The sequence below is a fragment of the Nostoc foliaceum FACHB-393 genome, assembly GCF_014698505.1.
GTDB lineage: Bacteria > Cyanobacteriota > Cyanobacteriia > Cyanobacteriales > Nostocaceae > Nostoc > Nostoc foliaceum_A.
The window spans coordinates 33,328-55,893 of sequence record NZ_JACJTD010000036.1; the positions used below are offsets into that span (position 1 = coordinate 33,328).

Below are 22,566 nucleotides of genomic sequence, written 5' to 3' on the forward strand. Positions count from 1 at the left end.
GACGGCTTATACTGCCATACGCCTAATAGCTAATAACAATAAAAAGGCAATTATCACTGACTAAAATCGCTATAAAACTTGGGTAATGTTCTCAATTTACATACTGACATATAACGAAGAGTTAGATATTGCTGCTTGTATCGAATCGGCGATGCTATCGGATGACATCATTGTTGTGGATTCATGCAGTAGCGATCGCACTGTAGAAATCGCCAGTCGCTATCCCATTCGCGTCGTCCAACACGCTTTTGAAAGCCACGGACGCCAACGCACCTGGATGTTAGAGTCTATTCCCCGGAAGCATGAATGGGTTTACATTCTCGAAGCTGACGAGCGCATGACACCAGAACTGTTCGCGGAATGCGAAAAGGCCAGTCAGAATTCAGACTACATCGGTTACTATGTGGCTGAACGTGTCATGTTTATGAATCGCTGGATTCGTTACAGCACACAGTATCCCCGTTACCAAATGCGCCTCTTCCGCCACGGTAAAGTTTGGTTTACAGACTACGGTCATACTGAACGGGAAGTTTGTGAGGGTGCAACTAGCTTTATAAAAGAAACATACCCACACTACACTTGTAGCAAAGGCTTGAGCCGCTGGATTGACAAGCATAACCGTTATTCTACAGATGAAGCTCAAGAAACGCTGTATCAACTAGAACAGGGAAACGTAAACTGGCGAGATTTATTTTTTGGCAAATCGGAAGTCGAAAAACGCCGCGCCCTAAAAGATTTGTCTTTGCGTTTACCCGCCAGACCGTTGCTACGGTTTGTATATATGTATTTTATCTTAGGCGGCTGTTTAGATGGACACGCTGGACTTGCTTGGTGTACATTACAGGCATTCTATGAATATCTGATTTTGCTCAAAGTTTGGGAAATGAAGTATCTACCAAAACCCAATTTAGACGCAACAGCAATTCTGGCGCAAGAGAGTACACAACAGTTGCAGTGTGCGGATTCTGAAACTACACAGGTTGATATCGCGTAAAGGCGACTGGAGATTAGAAGCAGCGATCGGTAACTGCTGACTGGTACGCGATCGCAAAATCAGAATTCAGAGGGACGCACAGCTAGCTATGCGTCCTTATCGCGTTTTCCACCTAAACGAGAACCAGCATAATAAATTAATATTTTTAACAGAACATTTTCATAAAAGCCGCTCTTGCTCCAATGTGAGTGACTGACAGATAAAATAATTCCTTAGTTTACCTGCTGGTACTTTCACAATCATGAGCAGCTTTTGATTGAGCGCGGTAGATTAGTAATACCTAAGGGCTTGCAACAATCATTTACAAGTCTTACAAAGAAAAGTAACATCTTCTGGAAATAACCAGCCGCTATCGGATTGGTTGATGTCTATTTGTATGCTTGTAGGAAAATAGCTGATTTCCAGCAACAAGTACGTGTTTTTGCGGCAGCAGCCAAGCTGCTAGCTTCTTGGACAGTTAAGTTACTTGCGGTAGAAGCTGCTTCAAGTAAGGCCTTTCCTATTTGATGAATTTGCTGGTATGGATACCAATAACAAAAGTTCCTCTAGCTTAAAACAGGAGAATCGGGGCTTGGTAATCGATCGCCTAAAACAGGACTTAAAAAACGACCTAATTGCTGGTTTGTTGGTAGTAATTCCCCTAGCAACCACTATCTGGCTGACAATTACCATTGCTAATTGGGTAATCAACTTCCTCACCCAAATACCCAAACAACTGAATCCCTTTGATGGCTTAAACCCAATTCTAGTAAATTTGCTGAATTTATTAGTAGGATTAGCTGTGCCGCTACTAAGTATCTTGTTAATGGGCTTGATGGCTCGCAATATTGCTGGGCGGTGGTTGTTAGATTTTGGTGAGCGGTTATTACAGGCAATTCCTTTAGCAGGACAGGTATACAAAACTCTCAAACAGCTTTTAGAAACCATACTAAAGGATTCTAATGGCAAGTTTCGCAGGGTAATTTTGGTAGAGTATCCCCGTCGAGGAATTTGGGCGATCGCCTTTGTCACTGGTGCAATCAGCAGTGATATCCAAGCCCAGATGTCTCGCCCCGTGCTAAGTGTTTTTATCCCTACCACCCCGAATCCGACTACCGGATGGTACGCAATAGTTCCTGAAGACGAGGTGGTGAACCTCTCCATATCGATTGAAGACGCCTTTAAAATAGTTGTATCAGGTGGCATTGTCGCCCCCAATACGCCCTTGCTTTTCCCCGAATCCACACTAGAAGTAAAACACGACGAAATTAAGCAGCAGATAATTCATGTTGAAGAAACGTGAATTATCCAAGTATGGTGTAAGCTCTCGCAATTCATCGGGAATAGGCAATAAAACTCCGTAGTTTTATTGGTCTTATATTCCTCCTTTTGCCAGAAGTAGTGGTTCCCAAGACCCAAATCTTTCTCTTGCGACCTGCACCTATTAGCTTGGTTTTCGCTTACGGCATTGAAGATCAAGATGTATAATCCTACCAGAAAAAGAGTTCGTTTCTTCCATATCCTCTTGTAGAAGCAAAGAAAGTCAGAGGATAGTTTTTAGTTAAAATCAATCTGGCAAAGTCACAAGCAAATCCGTAATGTTGTTGTTTGACTGTGCCAGAATTGATATGATTATAAGTTTGTCCCGCCTAGTTAATCAGTTCTCGCACAAGCACTCCTCAGTTTTATGCAACCTCGTAAACCCCAGCAAATTGCTCGTGAATTGGCGCTTTTAAGCCTTAGCCAATTGCCAGTCAACCCAAAAAAATTAGATAAATTGGAAGACGATCAACTAGTATCCAAGTTGGTGCTAGGAGCAGTACGCACTCTGACGTCAGAAGTGCAAGATACCCTTGATAATGCCGCAGGTGAACTGCAACGCAGCAACGATCGCCTCTTAAGTAGCCAAACTCGGGCCTCCGATCTCAATACTGCCAGAACAATGCTTCAAGAAGCGATCGCTTGCACCCAGACAGCAATCAATCAGTTGGGTACCGCAGTTGATTTCCCAGTATTGATTCAGTTAGCTAATCAGGACAAGGGAGTTCGGAATTACGCTAAAGAGCTTGTGATTACCGTTAACGAAAATCGACACATTATAGATGAACTCATTTCTACTGCCTTAGTAGATTGGCAAGTAACTCGCTTGGCTCAAATTGACCGCGATATTTTGCAAATCGCTGTGGCAGAAATGAAGTTTTTAGGAGTTCCAGACAGTATCGCCATCAACGAAGCTGTGGAGCTAGCCAAACGCTACAGTGGAGACGACGGTCATCGGTTTATTAACGGTGTTTTGCGCCGAGTCACTGAGCAGAAAAAAACAGCATAATTAAGTCGACGTAAATAATTGTCCTTGGGATAAGGCAAAAAGCAAGAGGCAATAGTTATAAGGGTTAAAACCCTTGTTCATTTTTCTTCACATAGTTTGATTTTATTGTGCCAACTTACTTAGTACCACTTCGTAATTCCTATACTGCCGTAGAGAAGAGTCTGTAGCCGCTTCTGCGGCTTTCTCCGAGCGGAATTTCTCCCTTGGTGCTAGCCTCTCCCTTTGGGAGAAGGGGAGACGCTGCGCGAACGGAGGGAAGCTTCTGTTGTACCGATTCTTTTCAAACTGGTGTTGAAAAGGTGAGGATAACCCGGAAGTTTTCACTCCAGGAAAAAGTGCAAAGTTAAATTAAACTCATAACTTATAACTCATAACTCATATAACAACTAAAACTGCTGCAATGGTTTTTAATTGGTTCCGTCGTCAATATAACGATTCCTCTGACACTCCCTCTGATAATAAACAGAAAGAAACTCCTCCTGCACAAGAACCCCAAGCAGAGCCAGCCGAAACGCCAACATCAATAGATGAAACTGCACCAGACACAACGGCAGACTTGTTAGCGTTTGCTAAAGCTGCTTACAAAAATATTCAGCAAAAACAACAAGCCGAGATAGTAGAAACCCCACCTGATGTAGCAGATACCTCAGCACCATCAGCACAACCTGAAACAGCAGAAACAACAATTGCGGAAATCACCGAACCAGAAACAACTGAGGAACCTGCTAGCACGACCGTAGAAACACCACAGCAAGAAGTTATCCAAGCAGCTACTGAGGAAGAAAGTACGGAAGATTCCTCAGTGGCAGCAATTGCTGAAGAGCCAGATGTAAAAAGCCCAGAACTAACGGGAATTGAAGTTGAACCAACGCCCACCGAACCAATAGCTACGCCAGAGGCAACACAGCCAACAGCACCAGCCACCTTATCCTTCTTAGAACGGGCGGCGGCAGAACGGCAAGCCAAGCTGGAACAACTAATAGCCACTGCTATTGATGTCCCAGAACCGGAGGTAGTACAGCCAGTAGCTACAACCTTAGAGACAGGAGAGGAAATTCCCGGACTGGTATTTGATGATGGGTTTGTCTGGTCAGCGAAAGTTTTAGCAGCCCAAGGTAGAAATCCAGAAGACGTTTCTATTGAGGAGATTACTTGGCTGAAAAAGCTCCGGCAAGGGTTAGACAAAACTCGCCGTAGTATTCTCAACCAACTGAAGGCGATCGTTGGTCAAGGGCCGCTTAACCAAGCTGCTGTAACGGAAATTGAGGCATTGCTCCTGCAAGCTGATGTGGGTGTAGAGGCGACAGATTTTATTATCAATGCCTTACAGACAAAACTTCGAGAAGAAGTCACCGCACCAGAAGAAGCGATCGCTTACCTGAAAAAAATCCTTCGGGATATGCTGGATGCACCGAGCAAAACATCCCACAAAATTAGCTTTACCCCAGAAAAAGAAACCTTGAATATTTGGTTAATCACTGGGGTAAATGGTGCCGGGAAAACTACCACTATCGGCAAAATTGCCCACCTGGGACAAAAATCTGGTTATAAATGCTTGATTGGGGCAGCAGACACCTTCCGCGCTGCCGCCGTGGAACAGGTGAAGGTTTGGGGTAGTAGAAGTGGTGTAGAAGTAATTGCCAATCCTGGAAAAAATACAGATCCGGCAGCAGTTGTGTTTGATGCGATCGCAGCCGCCCAAGCGCGGCAAACAGAATTACTTCTGGTAGATACAGCTGGACGACTGCAAAACAAGAAAAATTTAATGGATGAACTCAGCAAAATCCGGCGAATTATCGACAAAAAAGCCCCAAATGCTAAAGTAGAATCTCTTTTGGTTCTAGATGCCACTTTAGGACAAAATGGACTGCGGCAAGCCGAAGTTTTTTCCCAAGCTGCCCAACTGAGTGGCGTTGTCTTAACCAAGCTAGATGGCACAGCCAAAGGCGGTGTTGCCCTTGCCGTTGTGCAACAGCTAGGTTTACCTATTCGCTTTATTGGTGCTGGCGAAGGAATTGAAGACCTGCGCCCCTTTTCTAGCTATGAATTTGTCGAAGCTCTCTTGAGTGGCTAATTAAAAAATTTGGGGTTAAAAATTTTTCTTGACTACTGATAAGTTTAGGGATGACTGGTCTGCTATTATCACTTGAACTAATTAGAAACAAAATACTAGAAACAGATCAAGTCCTAAAATCATGAGTTTGTCACAACAAATAAGTGACTTTTGCTAAAATTTCAAGCTAATGCCCTTTTTTTACTCTCTAAATGGCATTTAGTTACGACACACAAGAGCCAGGAAGCTTGCATCTTGCAGTAATGTAAAGGGCAAGCGAGACACTTACCACCACAAATATAACTATAGCTGTAGGATGGATAGCAGTCTGAGCGGTGAATAGTGCGTTGGGGAGCCAGCGCGGGTGAGTCCAGCACTAGGGGAGGAGTTTCCCTCCACAGTTTCTTAGTGTTGACTATGGCGATTTGTACCCAGTTGGGAGATATGCACGTAATTTTACTTAATAGTAGGAGGACGAGCGTCAGCTATTTTACCGGCAGCGACATCAGGAAAAGGACAGCTTCCGATCATCATAACTTCGGAAAATCGTCCACTGTGGACTCAAAAAATGAATTAGTGTAAGTAAGCTGGTTCAACACTCCCAGGCATATTCTTATCTCATAGTTGCTCAAGTATCTACAATATTTTCTGTAGTGAATTGAGAGGTTTTAAGTCTGATATTTAAACAACAACACTTTTTCTAGCTTTTGACTTAAAGTTATTGGAGGATATTTTTTTAGATTTAATGTCATCTCTTCTATTCATAGTCTTACACCTACCAAATGAATCCCCCCTAAAATCCAATACAGTTCAGTTAAGCATTTCTTCGCTCTTTTTCTTTGCGTCCCGTAGAAAAAAAGGCTATAGCCTGTGGAAAGCCTCTTTGTGTCTATGTTATAAAAAATTGACTTTGATAAAGAGTTAAGTCCTAACCCAAGCTTATTGCCCTAAAATCAATGACGGGCTAATGCTTTAAATCTCTTGCGACGGACTCTAAAGATTAGGTTGTCTTACTTTTATCCCGTTTCAAGGGGTTTAAATTTTGCATATTCAGTAACTTAAAAATTCGCAAAACGATAAATTAAAAATGGAAAACCTCAATCTTGGCGATTATTCCCGTAATTATGGTATATAGATTAAGTATTTGAAGACTTATTTATATATTATTAGGTTAGGTAATGGGTATAAGTCTTCTTTTTACCAAACTAAGCTACGATGTGAGCGTCTACAAAATTTTTCACTCAAAAGACTTCTAGTCTTCTAGTTGCCTCTGCCAAAAAAGTTATTCTGAAAGCGTTATGAATTATTCTTTTAATAAAGTATTTTTATTACTTTAGAGATATGCTTTGGTAATTAGGTTATGAAAAAATGAAAACCTTTCTGAACTATCACCGAAGCTAGTAATTTTTACGGTTTGTGTTTTGAATAAAAATACATGAATTTAAATTTTTAAGATTCAATCAAAAAGACAAAAAACAAATAAAATACTTATAAAACTTGCCTGTTACGTCTTTATACTCTTGCTAAAGTGACAAGTCTTGTCTAAATATGGTTTAGCAATGCCAAAGCCACAAGATTTATAAGTAATCTGAAATTTACCAATATAAAGTGCAATAGTACCTGTGCCTGTGTCTCAACTGCCCTCTCAACCCACTGACAACAATACTAGTGCCGCGACAGATGTCACACCAGTCGTGGCACTCAAAGAACTCGTGGCAAGGTTGCACCGGGAACAGAACAAAATTCAAGATTTGCTAAGTTCTTTAGGTTTTGCCCTGAGAAGTTTCAATAATTTGAATCAGTTTTTGGAACTGATCCCGCTGATGGCAACAAGAGTCACAGATGCAGACGGCAGCGCTCTGTTTCTCTACAAACCGAATGGTCAAGTCAGGTTAGAGCAGTTACATTGGCAAGATAGTGGTCAGCGAAAGAATATCCGTAAAGCGCTAGAAATAGCTAGTAGTCAAATCACGCTTCTACCCAATAATGCCCCTCTAGCGAATGCCACGGGTATTTTGGATGACCAGATGCATCGCTATCTGGGGCCTGATGTGCAAATCTTTGGTACGGCAATTCTAGTGAAGCATACAGAACGGGGATGGCTCTACGTCTTGAGCCGTGATCCAGAATATAGTTGGACAGAAACTAGGCAAAAGTTAGTTAGGTTAGTAGCAGACCAAACAGCGGTAGCAATCGAAAACGATGAACTAGCCGTAGAACTAAGAAAAAAAGAACGCCTAGACCAAGAACTAGAAATTGGCGCAGAAATTCAACGGCGACTTCTACCACGTCAATGCCCCACAATCCCTGGTGCAGTCCTTGCGGCACGCTGTAAACCTGCCAATCGCGTCGGCGGAGACTACTACGACTTTATTGCTACCAATCACAATAAAGTTCAGTCCAAATCTAAAGGCAGCACGGAAACTAGTCGCTGGGGTTTGGTTATAGGAGATGTTATGGGCAAGGGTGTTCCCGCAGGGCTGATTATGACGATGATGCGAGGAATGCTACGAGGAGAAGTGCTACATGGCAATTCCCCAGCCGGAATTCTGCAAAACTTAAATAGAGTTATGTATGCGGATTTGGAAAATTCCCACCGCTTTGTAACGCTATTTTACTCAGAATATAATCCCCATAATAGAATTTTGTCTTATAGCAATGCGGCACACAATCCTCCCTTGTGGTGGCACGCAGCCACGAAAACTGTCAGCCGTTTAGATACTCTAGGAATGTTAATCGGTTTGGATGCCAACAGCCAATATGAAGATGCACAGGCACAGTTAGAGCCTGGGGATACAATTATTTACTATACAGATGGCTTGACCGATGCCGCTGCTGCTGGTGGCGATCGCTTCGATGAAGATAACTTTGTCGCTGGCTTCAATACGGCTTGCAAGTACTGCAATGGGCCAGAGGAGATTGTGGATTACCTATTTGACCAAGTTGAGCAATTCATCGGTGCTGATAAGCAAAACACTGATGATATGACACTAGTTGTTCTGCAAATTTTATAGTCATTAACCATTTTTGCTTGATTTTTGCTTGGTCAAGTTATGATTAACCCGATGGTGACTGGGGGATTCACCATAGTAATTATACTAAATTTAATTTTTTATTTATTTTTTCCTTGGCTTGCCGTAGCGATCGCTCAAATGTTCGCACATCAACCTTTTTTCAGATTCATTTGTATTCATCCTTAGGGAGGATACATAAAAAATGATCGTTAGAATACTTTTCTCTTAAAGTAAAAACTATATATTTTGCACATCTAGCACAGTAGGAAACGCCAAGGGGGAGACTAGGTAAAAGGTAAAAGTACAAGGTAAAAAGTAAAAGGTAAATTTACTTCTTCATTTTTGCTTTCTTTCTATCCTTGTGACGCAAGCATTTAGCCTGCTCCCTCTTGTCGTTTTAATTTTTTCTTTCTCCGCCGTAGTAAGTTCACAACAGCTACGACGGAGTTTTGCTTTCTTTGTTTCTTACGCCTAGACTTGGTTTTTTAAATCTCCTCAGTATTTAAGTAGATAACCTTCATTTAATGATTTGTCAACATATTTCTGAAAATATTTTAGTTAAAGAATTCAGATAGCTATTCTTGTGCCCCAGCTTTTTGCAGACTCCGCACCACATTCTTATAACCATTAAATTCTGCAATCATCAAAGCAGTATAACCACCCCGGTTTTTCAAATTCATATCTGCCCCAGCTTGCAGTAACAACTGCACAATTTCGCCGTAACCTGCTGAGGCAGCCCACATCAATGCTGTTGCCCTCGCCGAGTCTTGAAAATTCACATTTGCTCCCTTTGCTAGCAGCAAATGTATTATCTCTATGTACTTGCGTTCGGTTGCCTTGATCAAAGCAGTTTTGCCATCATCGCCCGGAGTATTGGCATCAGCACCATACTCTAGCAGCACTTTCACTGTTTGGGTGTGTCCTTGTGATACAGCCAGCGTCAAAGGTACTTCACCAAGATTTTTCTCAGTAATATCTGCCCCAGAACGTAGTAGTGTCTCGACAATTTGGTTATGTCCCTGCAATGCAGCTACAAGCAGTGGCGTATCACCCAGATGGTTCCTAATTTGGACATCTGCACCCCTGTTAAGTAACAGTTGTACGACATCAATGTAGCCTTCCACAACGGCAAGGTGTAAAGCAGTTTCACCATCTTGGTCTTGGAGATTAATTTCAGCTCCTCGATCCAGTAAAACTGCTGCGATCGCACTGTGTCCAGCCGCCGCTGCTGCCGATAGCGCAGTTCCACCATCAGCGTTTTTCACATTCACATCAGCCCCTGCCGCTAGCAGTGCTTCCACAACACCCAGATGTCCCAAATCTGCCGCTAATGTTAAGAGTGTCTCACCCTCCTCATCTCGGATATTGATATCGACACCAGTTTGGAGAAGTGCTTGTAAAACTTCTATTTGTCCCTGCTTAACTGCTAGTTTCAACGCAGTATCATCATCTTTATCTGCGATATTCACCTTCGCACCAGCAGCCAATAAAACTCGCACTACATCGATATGACCTTTGAGTACAGCTGCCATTAAAGCTGTGCTGCCATCTTCATTAGTGGCATTTACATCAGCACCTTTGGATAGTAAAAGCTGCACAATGTCAAGCTGTTTGGCACTAGCTGCCAACATTAAAGCCGTCAAACCATAGAGTTTTCTGGGCAAGTTGATATTTGCCCCAGCATCTAGCAGCGATCGCACAATTTCGGTGTAGCCTAAATTGGCAGCAAACATTAACGCCGTCGTGCCTTGGCGATCGCACGCGTCCACCCTCGCACCAGCAGCCAGTAGCGTACACAGATGCTTAATATCGCCACTTTTAGCAGCTTTTAGCAGCAAAGTATCGTTGTTTTCAATCATGGATGAGATCCCACACAGGGGGTTTTGTTCGTCTACCCTCAAAATTTAGTCTGAGATTGTTTATCCACTTTGGCAAGAGGGTTATGCAATTCAAAATTCAAAATTAAATATTAAAATTTAATCAAAGCAGTCTTGGCAAACATTCTGGCTATTGGCTTGATGAAAAGTAAAACGAGGGAGGCTTCACTCTTCTCTTTCTTAGCCTCTTTTAGTTTGTGCAACTTGCAGCACAGGAAATAGAGTTATGCTAATTTTTATGAAGATTTAATAATTGGGCGAGAACACCATGAGTCTGGAACTTTCTGCGTCGGTGAAATATTGGCTGAACTTCTTTCATCCGGTGATCATGTGGGCGCTATTAATACTTTCAATTTATGCTGCCTACTTGGGGCTGCAACTACAGCGTACCAGAAATGCTCAGGGGGAAGAAAAGAAAGAACTGATTAAAGGTAGATATAACGTCAGACACTACCAAATCGGGTCTATACTCCTAGCTTTAATGGTGGTAGGTGCAATTGGAGGGATGGGTGTCACTTACATCAATAATGGCAAGTTATTTGTCGGGCCTCACCTGCTGGCAGGACTCGGTATGACGGGTCTGATTGCATTTTCTGCTGCTTTGTCTCCTTATATGCAGAAAGGAGCAAATTGGGCGCGTGCAACTCACATTCTGTTGAATTTTACCCTTTTGGGACTTTTTGCTTGGCAGGCTGTCACCGGCGTGCAAATTGTCCAAAGAATTCTCACTAAAGCATAGTAAGTGTAAGTGGTACTTTGTCATTTGTCATGAAATTTTGACAAATGACAAATGACTGTTGAATCACTGCTTTTGCTTGGAATTCCCTGGAAAGGGTATTTCTAAAGATTTATGAAAATCTTCCTGAACTTTGCGAGTTAAGCGGCGGGAGACTTGGCGGACAATTTGGTTAAGTAAGCGATCGCCTGTAGATTGAATTATAGACTTGGGTAATCGCTGAATAAACCGGGGAAAGTGCAAATAAACCATTAAATCCAATTCCCATTCAACCCTGGTAACCTCACCAACGCTAGTGCAAGCATCGTTTTCTATTAACTGTAGAGATGCCCGATAGTCTACGTCATAACCAGGCGGTTGGTAATCAGGAATGGGGATTGTACGGATGCGGTAAATACTCTCCTCTGGAGGCAACAATTCCAAACCAATTTTTGGTTCTACATCATAACCAAAAGCACCAAAACGGCCAATTACTAAAGCGTAGCCATTTTCCCCCAATGGTTGCACCTTCATAGGTTCAGCGCAACGCGAAAACCATGAGGCGTGAGCATTAAGATACTCAGCAACCTTTTCTACTGGGGCAGGCATTTCCATAAAATCTTGATAACGACCGGAAAACTTTGTGAGCGTCGCTACATTTGCTTCTATTAATGTGTCCTCAGCTTCTTCTTGGCTGGAGGCTACAGGTAAAACTGCTTCTGTTATTTCCCAGGATTTATATTCGCCGTTTGTTGAAAGCATAAATGCATTAATGTATACTTTGGCGTTCGTCTATATTAATGATTCCCCATATGCCTGGGTCATTTCGCACTAAGATCCTATTTTGACTGAAACCTCATTAATCTGCCATCAGCTCCATAGAATTACTAAAATAAAGAACTGAACAAGCACACAATAGTTTCCCAGGATAGCATTTCTCATGAAAGCATTTGTAGCAGGGGCAACGGGTGAAACAGGTCGCCGGATTGTGCAAGAGTTGATAGCGCGGAATATTCCCGTCCGAGCCTTGGTGCGGAATATAGAGAAAGCTAGGGGTATTCTGTCTCCTGAAGCCGAATTAGTAGTAGGCGACGTGTTACAACCAGAAAGTTTAAATGCTGCGTTGGGAGATAGCACAGTTTTGTTAGTTGCTACTGGGGCAAAACCTAGCTTTGACCCTACTGGCCCCTATAAAGTGGATTTTGAAGGGACTAAAAATTTAGTAGATGCTGCCAAGGCAAAGGGAATTGAGCATTTTGTCTTAGTGTCTTCTTTGTGTACTTCGCAGTTATTCCATCCACTGAACTTGTTTTGGCTGATTTTAGTGTGGAAAAAGCAAGCTGAAGAGTACATCCAGAAAAGTGGTCTTACCTATACCATTGTGCGCCCTGGTGGGTTGAAGAATGAAGATAATTCCGACGCGATCGTGATGCAAAGTGCTGATACACTTTTCGACGGTAGCATACCCAGGCAAAAAGTCGCCCAAGTTGCTGTTGAGGCGCTGTTTGAAGTAGATGCACGCAATAAAATTGTCGAGATTGTTGCCAAACCTGAAGCTACCTCCAAAACTTTTGGGGAATTATTTGCTAACGTCGCTTAACCAACCAGTGACGAGTTAGGGGTTAAAACTCTTATAGCGTGTCTTACTTGGATACACATGCGCTTTGGGCATAGCATTGCTGTGCCCCTACGAATAGACTGTATTGGATGGAAGTGAACTTTGCCAAAATGAGTTCGTCAATCATTGTTGTTAGCAAAGAGAGCAAATTTGAAGGAGTCGGACTCTGAAAGGCTTTGAATTCAAAGGTGTCGAAAAACTTATTGGTCCAATAGCCGCGCTTCTCGGCTTTGTGTATTTGTTGCAATGGTATATTGGAGACTTGCGATCGCCTTCTGATCCCATCTTTGCAGTTAAACAGCCGCCCTTGGTCATGAAAGAGGGCGACCCATATATCCGCGCTTTAATGCGAACTATCTCGGCAAGTGAGGCCAGTGGGAACCGTCCCTATTCGTTGTTGTATGGTGGACAGCAAGTCAACGACCTTAGCCGACATCCTGAGATATGCGTCACAATTGTCACAGGCCCCAATACAGGTAATTGTTCCACAGCTGCTGGCAGATATCAAATTATCAACATTACTTGGTATCGTTTAGCGCCCCGTTATCACCCAAACCCGATGCAGATGGTGTTTTGGACTGCTTATAGTTTTGAGGCAGAATATCAAGATGTAGTTGTTTACCGTTGGTTAAATGATTCTAAAGTTTGGGGAACTGATATTTCTCAACTGTTGCGTCAGGGAAAGTTAAATGATGTTTTGCGGCGACTTTCTCCCACCTGGACAAGTCTAGGATATGGTATAGAAACTAATTCTGTTAGTAGCTCTTTACCTAAAATTTATCAGAAAATGTTGCAAGAGGAATTAACCCCAGCTAATCAACCAACAGCCCCGAATTTTTCACCATCATCAACTTCTTCTAGCAATGCAGTAAAGAAGTTGCTAAAGAAGCAGTAATGTTATCCTAATTTTTAACTTGCTGCGGATAAAAAATCTTTGATATTCTCCACAAATATCAAGGAATTTTCAAAATGAATATTATGTCCAGCGTTCTTAATTATTTTTAGCTGGGCAAATTCACATAGTTTAGCCATTTCTGTATTAATAGATATAAATTTTTCATCATATTCACCAACTAGTAAGAGCACAGGAATTTTATTCTCTTTTAGTTTTTCCCACAAAGAAGGTTGACATCCAGTACCCATGAAGCGTAACGATTTATCTAATTCATGTGGATTATTCTGCAAGCGATTTTCTATCATGCGATCGTATTCTGGCTGATTTTTTATATAACCAAAAATTGCTTGATTATACCAATTTGATAAAAAAGTTGCCAAATCGCTTTTTTCAAGACTTCTTGTTAACTTTCTGCCTATTCGTGTATCAAGTTTAATGCGTTCTAATCGTTCTACTTCTGTTGGCAAACCAGGTGAAACTGACTCTAGCACCACTTTATGAAAACGTTCTGGAAAATGAAGGGTGAGGTATAAAGCCAATCTCCCACCCATTGAATAACCAACTAAAAAACATTTGGAAATTTTTAACTCATCTAATAAACTGATTAAAGCATGAGCAGTGTTTGCCATTGTGTAGTAATCATCTCCACCCAAAACTTGAGTTTTGCCGTGTCCAGGAAGATCAAGTGTTAAATAAGAAAATTCGTCAAATAACAATTTTATGGCTTCATCAAATTCATTGATATTACCCATAAAACCGTGCAGGAAAAGAATCAGTGGTTTATTTAATCTGTCAATGAAAGAATAGTGAAAATGATATTTTTCTAGTAGGAGCATAGTCTAGCTAATCACTATCACGGCTGCATATTATATTAAAGTCTGGTTGGTTACAAGATTCATCATCCAGGGTTTTAACGAGAATGGATAGCTTACCGCCATAGGCATCACATTTTCTATCCTTGGCACGATAGGTAAGACAAAATATCCCCGGTTTAATATAGTTTAGATGGTATATTTACCACCATGCAATTGCTTTAAAACTGCCTAAACCATCAGTTATGACTGTAAGATACTTGTGTTAAGTTTGGCATAAAAAAATTTATGCCTGAGCCAATACATCAAATCTAAATCTCGTATCTCTACAAAATGTCTTGTCGTGCTAGTTAATTTTTTATTTTCCTAATTCTTAAGGTAAAAACCGATCTAAAGCAGCTTTTAACTGTTTAATTTCAACGTCAATATTACCCTCTTGTGCAGCTCTACCAATACACTCAGTTAAATGTTCATCCAAAACAATTCGCGCTACCCTATCTAATGCGCCTCGCACTGCGGCAATTTGCAGTAGAACATCAGGACAAGGGCTATTTTGCTGCACCATTGTTTTAATACCCCGAACATGTCCTTCTATCCGCGATAATCTATTGGCAATTCGCCGTAACGACTCTTCGCTATGGACGTGAGGATGAGCCGGCTCTCCAGTCCCATGAGTATGATCTATATGCTCATGGTCTGTATCGTGATAATGTTCTGCTTGCTGGGATGTTAGCAAGGATTCCTTGCCTAATCGGTTTGATCCATTCATGGGCTATCAGAAGACTTGTATTAGTAAGATCCTAGCCTAGTACTTGACCAACCCAAAATTTTTGGGTGAAGGTGGGGCCCATTCACCCTAACTTGACTACTGACGATTGGCTCTTTCTTGGGGAATAATTTCTGTTACTACCCTACCGCTAGAACTACCGCCTTTGACAACAATATTTTCTGTTTGCAGATTACCAACGGCTGTTTCACCCGTAAAATTTAACTGTGGATCAACTTGTCTATAAACGACATTTCCCTGAGCTTCAACTAACTTATTGTCTAAATACCAAGTTAATGTATTAGATTTCAAAGACTGGCGACGCTGACCAATGGCGTTAACATTACCTGTTAAATAAACCGTTTTTTGCGGTATTTTCATTTCACCTTGATTGGCGGTGACGGTAAGATTTTCGGCACGCTGGAACATCCGCACTGGAGAATTTGTAGTAACAGTTTCTGCCTTCATGTTCCAGGTCATAGAGTTGCTAGCTATTTGCACTGGTGGGTCTATTAACTCTAATTGAGCATTTTGTTTAATAGTGGCAATTTTCGTTTTTAAGTTGACTTCGGCAGAATTTCCCTTGCCGCGATCGCTAATTTTATTATCTTTGTAGCGATCAATTTCTATGGGGCGATCGCCAATCAGTTTTTCTTCTTTAATATTCCAAATCAAATGCTCGGTTCTTACTTGCATCTGGGGATCAGCGGAATTTGCTACTACCCCTCCAGAAAATTCCATGCGCTGTTCGCGGGTTTTGACTCGCGCTTCCTGCGCCACTGCTTGCAGTTGTTTATGACTACCGTTAATCTGGTTGCGAACAATCAACAAATCTTCTTTGGGACGCCATTCTAATTCATTTCCCTGCAACACAATTCCATTGCTAGGGTCTGTAGCAAATATCTTACCTTTAAGAAACAACTGTTTCCCATCTTGTTCAATGTCTGCAACATCTGCCTTGATTTGGTAAACTACTTTGCCATCTTGGTATAGTTCACCATAAGGGCTTTCAGCTTGGCCAATTTGTTTTTCTTTGGTATATTTTGCGGTTTTAGCCCGGACTTTCCAAATCGGTCTTCCGACTTCATCAGCTTGTTCTAGGGTGACATCAAAGAAAGTTAAATTACTATCTTGATCAGATGAATCCACAGTATTTTGTTGAGAAGCTGGCGGGGATTTACCTCCGCAGCTAAATAAACCAAACACCAAGAACAAGGTCAAAGGTAAAATAAGAAAAGAGGGAGTGGAGGAGAAATTTTGAATTTTTCTCTTTCCTAGTCTCCCCTTTTGATCAAATTGATACGGCATTATTCTTGGATTTCTAGGTGTCCATCACTAGTTCTGGGGTCTTCCAAAAAACCGATACCAGATAAAGGTCGGTATGGATAGCTTTGGCGAGGGGTTTTTTGAATATCCTCTTTGATGGCTTCTAAATCAATGTAGCGATCGCTTACATTAATCAAGCTGTCGCTGGTCATTGATCGCAAGCTTACTACTTCTACCCGCACGCCGCGATAGCTGACTGAATTTACCGCATATGCCAAATCTCCATCACCGCTGACTAAAACTGCGGTATCATAAGAATCGACTAGCGCCATCATGTCTACTGCTATTTCTACATCCAGGTTAGCTTTTTTAGAGCCATCTGGTAGCTGGACTAAATCCTTAGCAATGACTCGATAGCCATTGCGACGCATCCACAGCAGAAACCCCTGTTGCTTCTCGTTTGTCCGATCTACCCCAGTGTAGAAAAAAGACCGCAGTAATCTAGAACCTCCAGTTAATCGACACAGTAGCTTCGTGTAATCGATTTCAATCCCTAGTTGTAGTGCAGCGTAAAATAAATTTGAGCCATCAATAAATATGGCGACCCGACCCCGATTCTCCAAAACTTGTTCTGGCGTAAATATTGAATCGGTTTCAAAATTATTCAACATCATTGTGATACCTCAATTTTTATCCCTGTTATTTTTGATACAAATTACCAACTTTTAGATGCTAGTCACAGCGGCTTATGATAATGTTCCGGGGCTAATTTAAGTTCAGCCCCGATAAATTTTTTGAGAAAATAAGAAATTGAACAAAATCAGACTTTGATAAGGACTAATCGTTTTTTGGGAGTTCTATTCGCTTAAAAATTGGTTGGGGTATACCCAACTGTTGTTTACTGGATAGTACCCCCCATGTAGCATGGATAGCAAAAGGAGCGGTAATTGAACTTTGTATTTGATCGTTAAAGTTTATTCCGAAGCCTAGCTGCTGATAAATATCGCTACTGATGTTCGGAATAATTGGGGATAGCAGATAAGCTGCTAGTCTAACTGATTCTAGAACTGCGTAGAGAACTTTTTCCACCAACTCCTGCTGTCCCTGTTTATATAATGACCAAGGAGCTTGTTCATCAATAAACTTATTACTGGCTTGCACCAGTGAAAGGATAGCCCCGCAGGCTTGATTGAAAGCTAGCTCCTCATAGGCTTTTTCCACCTGTTTCCCTAGACGTAAACCAATTGTTTTTAAAGGATTTTCGTCAGGAATCCCTTCATTGCCGATTGATGGGACATCATTCTCTGCACAGTATTTCTTCACCATGTTCAAAGTGCGATTGAGCAAATTACCTAAGTCATTTGCCAAATCTGCATTCAAAACATTAATGAACCTAACTTCATTAAAATCTCCATCCTTGCCAAATTCGATTTCCTTAAGGAAGTAATAACGAACGGCATCACTACCATAGCGTTGAACTAGGGCTATAGGATCAAGGGTATTACCCAGACTTTTGCCCATCTTCTGCCCATCTTTGGTCAAAAAGCCATGCCCAAATACTCGCTCTGGCAAGGGTAAGCTAGCTGACAACAGCATTGCTGGCCAGTAAACTGCATGGAAGCGCAGAATATCTTTACCAATTAGGTGCAAGTTAATCGGCCACCATATTTCTAAAGCATTTGCTAAAGTCGGTTCTGCATCTGGTTCTAGTAATGCCGTTACATAACCCAGCAGCGCATCAAACCAGACATAAAGGGTGTGCTTGGGATCAACTGGTACGGGAAAACCCCAATCTAGATTCACCCGTGAAATGGAAAAGTCTTGCAGCCCTTGATTGACAAAGCTGAGGACTTCATTACGCCGACTTTCTGGTTGAATAAAATCCGGTCTAGATTGATAGAATTCTGTCAGCTGATTTTGATATTTGGATAAGCGGAAAAAATAGTTTTGTTCGTCTCGCCACTCAACTTCTTTGTTAGTATGAATCGGGCAACGATGTCCTTCTAGCAGATCCCGTTCTTCTTTGAATTCTTCGCAGGATACGCAGTACCAGCCTTTTTGTTGTCCCTGGTAGATATCACCAGATTTCCAGACTCGCTCAAAGAATTCTTTGACGATCGCTTCATGACGAGGTGCAGTAGTTCGACTAAAGCGATCGTATTGAATGTCTAGTAACTGCCATAAATTAACGAAACTAGGGACAATTTCATCGCAAAACTCTTGTGGTGCTTTGCCTAAACTTTCTGCCGATCGCTGAATTTTTTGCCCATGTTCATCTGTACCTGTAATTAGTAATACCTGATGCCCCAGCAGCCTCTGAAATCGCGCTACTACATCTGCTGCGATCGTCGTATAAGCACTGCCTATATGGGGGACATCGTTTACATAATATAGGGGTGTCGTTAGTGCAAATGTCTTTTCTGTTTTATTCACTAGATTCATACAAAATAAAAATTAACTTATTAAAACGTTTTACACTTACTTTGATTGGCAAAACCACGCAATTATACAATAATATTCCTATTTTTTCCAATAATACCTTAATATTAGCAAACTTCTTAGACCAAGAATTGTTTTGTAATATGCATCAATTCAACTCATTTTTGCTTAAAAGATGAAAATCAACTAATCATAATTTTTTTGAATACTTTCTATTAGATATTATTGTGATCAAAAATACAAAACCGAGAAAGCAGAAAATCTAGCTACTTTTGTAGATTTAGACATTTCTATCTTAAGACGGTCATGGCAGTAGTAAAGAAATGTAAAAATTAAATTAAGATAAACCATCATATTTACCGGAAAAATATATTGATTAGGTATGAGTCGAAATAGCCCCCTGGAGATTTCTCGCGCTTTCCTGGCGGCGCTTTCAACCCAAATGTTTCGTTATTATGAGGATCGCATTCCCCAGGATGCCAGCGTGTTGGTAGTCAGCAATCACCGCAGCTTTATGGATGCATTTATTTTAATGGCGGCGTTATCGAATCCGATTCGCTTTGCTTGCCATCACTATATGGGACAAGTGCCAGTAATGCGGGAGATTGTCACCGGTCAATTGGGGTGTTTTCCTTTGGAAGAAACTCAAAACCGCCAGCAAAGCTTTTTTTCGCAGTCACAGTTGCTATTGCAGTCCAAGCAGATGGTGGGAGTATTTCCAGAAGGGACTGAACCAATGGTGAAATTTACTCAGCCAAACCAAGTAGGTGAGTTTCAGCGAGGATTTGCCCATTTGGCATTGCGAGCGAATGTGCAGGATCTAGCTATTTTGCCGATCGCGATCGCCTCCTTAGACGAGGTAAACACTTCTGGTTTCCCCTTAAGGTTTTTGAGTTTATTTGACCCTTCAGAACCTTTATTTAAGCAAGCTGGCTGGCATCCTCTGGTAATTTATCGTCGGGTTGCGGTGTTAATCGGTCGCCCTTATTGGATTACGCCCCAACATCAACAAAAATATCACGGCAAGCAAGCCAGAACTGTTGTGGCTGAACTGACAGAACACTGTCATGGTGAAATTAGCACCTTACTCCGTCAAGGTTGCTATTAAAGCCATTCGATTTTGAATTTTGGATTGTCTCCAAAGCTTTCAGTAGCTTGCTCTGAGACCTTTTTTGTTTTTGCTCAAAATTACTGAAGCTAGTAAAAGCAACAATCAGCAGTCCAAAAGTTTTATACCATTGACTAATGACTAATGACTAATGACCAATGACTATCTCAGAAGTTGAGCTAAACCCTTGTTTCCTGACTCCTAAACGAGTACAGCCAGAGTATCCCCTGTTGGTATATTTGCCAGGAATGGATGGAACTGGTCAACTATTGCGATCGCAAACCGCTGGATTAGAAACTGGCTTTGATGTCCGTTGTTTGGCGATCCCACGCCAAGACCTTAATACTTGGGATGTGCTAGCTAAGAGTGTATTGGACTTAATCCACGCCGAATTAGAAAAAAGTTCTCAGAGGGCAGTTTATCTGTGTGGTGAGTCGTTTGGTGGTTGCTTGGCAATGAAAGTAGCAATCCAAGCACCGCATTTATTTAAGCGAATTATTTTAATTAACCCTGCTTCTGCCTTTCGTCTTCGCCCTTGGTTGAATTGGGCATCCCAACTAACTTACTTGGTGCCATCCGAGTTGTATGATGTTGGCGCACTGGGGTTGTTGCCGTTTCTAGCATCTTTGCCACGAATTTCTCGGAGCGATCGCCATGAACTGCTGAAAACTATGCGTTCTGTCCCGTCAGAAACCGTTCTTTGGCGGTTGTCTTTACTACGAGAATTTGATGTAGATGACGAGAAATTAGGTCGCTTAACTCAACCAGCTTTGTTGATTGCCGGTGGTAGCGATCGCCTTTTGCCTTCTGTAACTGAAGTGAAGCGGATAGCTAATATCTTACCAAATACCAAAATTGTAGTGTTGCCGAATTGCGGACATGCTTGTTTGCTAGAGGAAGACATTAATCTCTATGAAATTCTTAAAGATAATGACTTTTTAGAAAGTAATGCTGATATGAGTACGGGGCTAGAGGTGAGAGGATAGTCTACTAGTATTCCTAGAGAACAGAACAGCAAGGAACTCGACGTGCTGTAGTGGTCGGTATACCTTGGGGAAAAGTACCCAATGCTAATTATTGCACCTTTAACTACCCAGAATGATTCTTGGTGTTCAATAATCTCAGTTTATAACAACGCTTTTCAGCCGATGCTGGTGGTTTGCCTCTGTCTTTCATTGTCTTGCTAGATTAAACGCAAAGATTAGATATAAATCGAGTTTTGGCGTATTTGGGAACACTCACCCTTGAGCAATATGTTCCTATTATGATCGATTAAGACAGTAGTTTGGATAATAAAATAGTTAATCTTAAACTGATATTTACGTTTATAGAGGGATGTAAAGCCGCTCATTTTTCGCTACAAGTTTAAATAGAGAGGCTTTACAAGATGGTGTCAAGCAATGGCAGACAAACCCCAAAAAATAGAGGTGAATAAATCTGTTAATTCACCCAGAGAAACTTCAGAAGTAAATATCCAGGCTCAATCATCAGTAGAAAATGAACCGTCTATATTAGAGTCTTTTCTTACAAATGTTGCTCAGACTGGTAAAGCAGTTTTAGACACAGCAGTAGGGGTGGGAGAAGCGACGGCAAAACAAACACACAAGCTAATTGAGCAAACAACTCAAACCAGCGGTCAGGTTGTGAATCGCCTCAGCGAAAATTGGCTGATTAGAAAACTATCTGGAGTATTAAATCTAAATTGGCTGATTGGTAATACTGACGCTGTTGATTTGGAAAAAGCAGAAGCTGCGGTAAACAAGCTCAAGCAACAGTATCCAAATGAATCACCCAGCCAGATTGCTCACCGAATCATGTTGGAAAAAGCGACTCAAGCAGGCACAGTTGGACTAGCTACTAGTATTTTGCCAGGAGTAGCAGTGGCGTTGTTGGCAATTGATTTAACAGCGACAACAAAATTGCAGTCAGAAATGCTTTATCAAATTGCATTTGACTATGGGCTAGATTTAAAAGATCCTGCCCGGAAAGGCGAAATTTTGGCAATTTTTGGTCTGGCTTTGGGTGGAGGGCGTCTTTTGAAAGCTGCGGGATTAGGCTTGCTGCGAAATGTGCCATTTGCAGGTGCAGCGATCGCAGCTAGTTCAAATGCGACGATGATTTATTCATTGGGGTATGCTGCTTGTCGATTTTACGAAGCCAAGCTAGATGAATCAACTTCGCTTACATCGCCACAGACAATAGCAACATTGAAAGCTGAAAGTGAAAAGTATCTAGAAACTGCGATCGCTCAAGAAGCAGTCATGGATCAAATTTTAGTTCACATGATCCTCGCTAGTCATCCAGAGAAGACTTTGCAAGAAATTTTGCCAGAATTACAAGCTGTAAATCTTAGTAATAACTCATTGGATGCCATTGCCCAAAATATCAAATCACTTAAGTCTTTAGATATATTACTCAATCAGCTGAATCGTGATTTTGCCATACCCTTGCTGGCTCAATGTTACAAAATTGCCCAGCTTGACGGTAAGACTACACCAGTTGAGCAACATATAATGACAGCGATCGCCAGCAAATTTGACATTGATACAAATGCAATTGAGTCATTAGTCATGGGGTAGGAAGCAGTAGTTGACGCTCCCACGGCTTTTAGCCAATAGGCTTTCTGCTTTAATTTCTGTAAAAGAGTGAAGTGATAAGCCTCGTTAACGATGCTCAAAGACTCATTAATGAAGTTCTGAGG

General features: G+C 41.6%; 18 protein-coding genes. 11 read left to right on the forward strand and 7 right to left on the reverse strand.

All coding sequences use genetic code 11. From position 1 onward, the window contains the following. The first annotated feature begins 85 nt into the window (after positions 1–85). From H6G92_RS24855 to H6G92_RS24875, 5 genes are all read left to right on the forward strand, one after another. On the forward strand, positions 86–994 hold the full coding sequence (locus tag H6G92_RS24855) for a glycosyltransferase family 2 protein (RefSeq protein WP_190896795.1): 909 nt from the start codon (positions 86–88) through the stop codon (positions 992–994). A gap of 520 nt (positions 995–1,514) precedes the next feature. Further along, entirely contained in the window at positions 1,515–2,276 is a 762-nt protein-coding gene (locus H6G92_RS24860) for a DUF502 domain-containing protein (RefSeq protein ID WP_190896798.1), read from the forward strand. 384 nt (positions 2,277–2,660) lie between these two features. Then, positions 2,661–3,302 (forward strand): transcription antitermination factor NusB, encoded by a 642-nt coding sequence (nusB, locus tag H6G92_RS24865; protein WP_190896800.1) that lies wholly within the window; start codon positions 2,661–2,663, stop codon positions 3,300–3,302. A gap of 400 nt (positions 3,303–3,702) precedes the next feature. Further along, positions 3,703–5,376, forward strand: coding sequence for a signal recognition particle-docking protein FtsY (gene ftsY, locus H6G92_RS24870; RefSeq protein WP_190896802.1), 1,674 nt, complete (start codon positions 3,703–3,705; stop codon positions 5,374–5,376). A gap of 1,601 nt (positions 5,377–6,977) precedes the next feature. Further along, the gene (locus H6G92_RS24875) at positions 6,978–8,369 is read left to right on the forward strand and encodes a PP2C family protein-serine/threonine phosphatase (protein ID WP_190896804.1); all 1,392 of its coding nucleotides are present in this window, start codon (positions 6,978–6,980) and stop codon (positions 8,367–8,369) included. Positions 8,370–8,944: 575 nt separating this feature from the next. Here the strand turns inward: H6G92_RS24875 and H6G92_RS24880 are convergent. Then, positions 8,945–10,228 (reverse strand): ankyrin repeat domain-containing protein, encoded by a 1,284-nt coding sequence (locus tag H6G92_RS24880; RefSeq protein ID WP_190896806.1) that lies wholly within the window; start codon positions 10,226–10,228, stop codon positions 8,945–8,947. A gap of 286 nt (positions 10,229–10,514) precedes the next feature. Here H6G92_RS24880 and H6G92_RS24885 point away from each other — a divergent pair, with 286 nt between their 5' ends. Continuing rightward, positions 10,515–10,985, forward strand: coding sequence for a DUF4079 domain-containing protein (locus tag H6G92_RS24885; protein ID WP_190896808.1), 471 nt, complete (start codon positions 10,515–10,517; stop codon positions 10,983–10,985). Positions 10,986–11,048: 63 nt separating this feature from the next. Here the strand turns inward: H6G92_RS24885 and H6G92_RS24890 are convergent, their stop codons facing one another. Further along, complete coding sequence (locus H6G92_RS24890) at positions 11,049–11,723, reverse strand: DUF1997 domain-containing protein (protein WP_190896810.1); 675 nt, start codon at positions 11,721–11,723, stop codon at positions 11,049–11,051. A gap of 178 nt (positions 11,724–11,901) precedes the next feature. On the opposite strand from H6G92_RS24890, the gene H6G92_RS24895 reads away from it, so the two are divergent. Further along, on the forward strand, positions 11,902–12,561 hold the full coding sequence (locus H6G92_RS24895; protein ID WP_190896812.1) for an NAD(P)H-binding protein: 660 nt from the start codon (positions 11,902–11,904) through the stop codon (positions 12,559–12,561). Between the two features lie 250 nt (positions 12,562–12,811). Then, on the forward strand, positions 12,812–13,474 hold the full coding sequence (locus H6G92_RS24900; protein WP_313889993.1) for a glycoside hydrolase family 24 protein: 663 nt from the start codon (positions 12,812–12,814) through the stop codon (positions 13,472–13,474). 14 nt (positions 13,475–13,488) lie between these two features. On the opposite strand, the gene menH is transcribed toward H6G92_RS24900, so the two are convergent. The 5 genes from menH to metG form a co-directional block, all read right to left on the reverse strand. Then, positions 13,489–14,310, reverse strand: a complete 822-nt coding sequence (gene menH / locus H6G92_RS24905) for a 2-succinyl-6-hydroxy-2,4-cyclohexadiene-1-carboxylate synthase (RefSeq protein ID WP_190896815.1) — start codon at positions 14,308–14,310, stop codon at positions 13,489–13,491. 349 nt (positions 14,311–14,659) lie between these two features. Continuing rightward, the gene (locus tag H6G92_RS24910) at positions 14,660–15,055 is read right to left on the reverse strand and encodes a metal-sensing transcriptional repressor (protein WP_190896817.1); all 396 of its coding nucleotides are present in this window, start codon (positions 15,053–15,055) and stop codon (positions 14,660–14,662) included. Between the two features lie 96 nt (positions 15,056–15,151). Further along, the gene (gene lptC, locus H6G92_RS24915; protein WP_242059300.1) at positions 15,152–16,360 is read right to left on the reverse strand and encodes an LPS export ABC transporter periplasmic protein LptC; all 1,209 of its coding nucleotides are present in this window, start codon (positions 16,358–16,360) and stop codon (positions 15,152–15,154) included. Continuing rightward, positions 16,360–16,989 (reverse strand): LabA-like NYN domain-containing protein, encoded by a 630-nt coding sequence (locus H6G92_RS24920; protein ID WP_041565095.1) that lies wholly within the window; start codon positions 16,987–16,989, stop codon positions 16,360–16,362. The genes lptC and H6G92_RS24920 overlap by 1 nt, the downstream gene beginning before the upstream one ends. Before the next feature lie 166 nt (positions 16,990–17,155). Then, entirely contained in the window at positions 17,156–18,760 is a 1,605-nt protein-coding gene (gene metG, locus H6G92_RS24925) for a methionine--tRNA ligase (protein WP_190896819.1), read from the reverse strand. A gap of 379 nt (positions 18,761–19,139) precedes the next feature. Here metG and H6G92_RS24930 point away from each other — a divergent pair, with 379 nt between their 5' ends. From H6G92_RS24930 to H6G92_RS24940, 3 genes are all read left to right on the forward strand, one after another. Then, complete coding sequence (locus H6G92_RS24930) at positions 19,140–19,865, forward strand: lysophospholipid acyltransferase family protein (protein WP_190896821.1); 726 nt, start codon at positions 19,140–19,142, stop codon at positions 19,863–19,865. Between the two features lie 158 nt (positions 19,866–20,023). Beyond that, complete coding sequence (locus H6G92_RS24935; RefSeq protein ID WP_190896823.1) at positions 20,024–20,851, forward strand: alpha/beta fold hydrolase; 828 nt, start codon at positions 20,024–20,026, stop codon at positions 20,849–20,851. 414 nt (positions 20,852–21,265) lie between these two features. After that, positions 21,266–22,444, forward strand: a complete 1,179-nt coding sequence (locus H6G92_RS24940; RefSeq protein ID WP_190896825.1) for an EcsC family protein — start codon at positions 21,266–21,268, stop codon at positions 22,442–22,444. Positions 22,445–22,566: the final 122 nt, after the last annotated feature.

Excerpts from the sequence above, each read along its gene's own strand:
- lptC (WP_242059300.1), bottom strand. The coding sequence starts at position 16,360 with ATGCCGTATCAATTTGATCAAAAGGGGAGACTAGGAAAGAGAAAAATT.
- ftsY (WP_190896802.1), top strand. The coding sequence starts at position 3,703 with ATGGTTTTTAATTGGTTCCGTCGTCAATATAACGATTCCTCTGACACT.
- nusB (WP_190896800.1), top strand. The coding sequence starts at position 2,661 with ATGCAACCTCGTAAACCCCAGCAAATTGCTCGTGAATTGGCGCTTTTA.
- H6G92_RS24860 (WP_190896798.1), top strand. The coding sequence starts at position 1,515 with ATGGATACCAATAACAAAAGTTCCTCTAGCTTAAAACAGGAGAATCGG.
- H6G92_RS24930 (WP_190896821.1), top strand. The coding sequence starts at position 19,140 with ATGAGTCGAAATAGCCCCCTGGAGATTTCTCGCGCTTTCCTGGCGGCG.
- H6G92_RS24935 (WP_190896823.1), top strand. The coding sequence starts at position 20,024 with ATGACTATCTCAGAAGTTGAGCTAAACCCTTGTTTCCTGACTCCTAAA.
- H6G92_RS24910 (WP_190896817.1), bottom strand. The coding sequence starts at position 15,055 with ATGAATGGATCAAACCGATTAGGCAAGGAATCCTTGCTAACATCCCAG.
- H6G92_RS24895 (WP_190896812.1), top strand. The coding sequence starts at position 11,902 with ATGAAAGCATTTGTAGCAGGGGCAACGGGTGAAACAGGTCGCCGGATT.
- H6G92_RS24885 (WP_190896808.1), top strand. The coding sequence starts at position 10,515 with ATGAGTCTGGAACTTTCTGCGTCGGTGAAATATTGGCTGAACTTCTTT.
- H6G92_RS24940 (WP_190896825.1), top strand. The coding sequence starts at position 21,266 with ATGGCAGACAAACCCCAAAAAATAGAGGTGAATAAATCTGTTAATTCA.
- metG (WP_190896819.1), bottom strand. The coding sequence starts at position 18,760 with ATGAATCTAGTGAATAAAACAGAAAAGACATTTGCACTAACGACACCC.
- H6G92_RS24855 (WP_190896795.1), top strand. The coding sequence starts at position 86 with ATGTTCTCAATTTACATACTGACATATAACGAAGAGTTAGATATTGCT.
- menH (WP_190896815.1), bottom strand. The coding sequence starts at position 14,310 with ATGCTCCTACTAGAAAAATATCATTTTCACTATTCTTTCATTGACAGA.
- H6G92_RS24890 (WP_190896810.1), bottom strand. The coding sequence starts at position 11,723 with ATGCTTTCAACAAACGGCGAATATAAATCCTGGGAAATAACAGAAGCA.
- H6G92_RS24920 (WP_041565095.1), bottom strand. The coding sequence starts at position 16,989 with ATGTTGAATAATTTTGAAACCGATTCAATATTTACGCCAGAACAAGTT.
- H6G92_RS24880 (WP_190896806.1), bottom strand. The coding sequence starts at position 10,228 with ATGATTGAAAACAACGATACTTTGCTGCTAAAAGCTGCTAAAAGTGGC.